Annotated in this window: 2 protein-coding genes; both read right to left on the bottom strand. The window is 30.9% G+C overall.

The annotated features are described in order from the left end of the window. On the bottom strand, nt 1-182 hold a 182-nt coding region (locus IDG60_RS16345), incomplete at its 3' end, for a YSIRK-type signal peptide-containing protein (RefSeq protein WP_031884565.1). A 393-nt stretch (nt 183-575) separates the two neighbouring features. Further along, on the bottom strand, nt 576-932 hold a 357-nt coding region (locus IDG60_RS16340), incomplete at its 5' end, for an LPXTG cell wall anchor domain-containing protein (protein WP_031877711.1).

Here is a 932-nt window from a genome sequence, read left to right as displayed (position 1 = left end):
GCATTTTCTGTACTAGTGTTTTCAGCAGCTTTAGCTTCTTGGTTCCCTAGACCAAAAATCAATGTCGTACCTACTAAAATCGATGCAGTTCCTACAGTATACTTTCTAATCGAAAATTTGTTTAAGCGATTTGAAATCATACCCTTTTTTGTTATTGCCTTTTTATTATCCCTGTTAATCATATAAATCTCCTTTAAAATATCAATATTTGCAAAAAATTAATATTTTTACATATAAAAATTTGTATTCCCATCGTAATACATTTTTAGATAAAGCACAATACTTTAAATAAATTTATTTATCTAAGACTGTTATTTTACACTTTGGTTTGAATAAATTAATTCTAGTAATTTTTAATTATTCGTTTGTTTTTTATATCAATTGTTTTAAATGGTTTGATACTGTGTTTAATTGCTTTTCTTATTCGTTTGTACTTTTAATGTAAAGATGAATTAAATTTATGTTGATTTATGTTATATTTTTTAAAAAATTGCACTATTTAATCTCAAACATAAGATACATTTCATAAATTTTGAAATAAAAAACCAGGCCTCACGGACCTGGTATAAGCTGTATTATTTATTTTGTTTTTTACGACGACCGAATAACAATAATGATCCTAATGCTGCGAATAATCCGCCAAATAACGTTGCGTTATTTGAGCCACTATTTTCATTACCTGTTTCTGGTAATGCTTTTGCTTTATTGTGATGGTCTTTAGTAGTACTCATTGGTTTAACAGGTGTGTGCTTACCTGCATCTGAGTCTGAATCACTGTCTGAATCTGAGTCGCTATCTGAGTCTGAATCGCTGTCCGAATCTGAGTCACTATCTGAGTCTGAATCGCTGTCTGAATCTGAGTCGCTATCTGAGTCTGAGTCGCTATCTGAATCTGAATCACTGTCTGAGTCTGAGTCGCTGTCCGAATCTGA

Source organism: Staphylococcus sp. EG-SA-2, from assembly GCF_017152085.1.
Note: the sequence above shows the minus strand (reverse complement) of the source record. Positions and strands in the feature narration are given on the sequence as shown.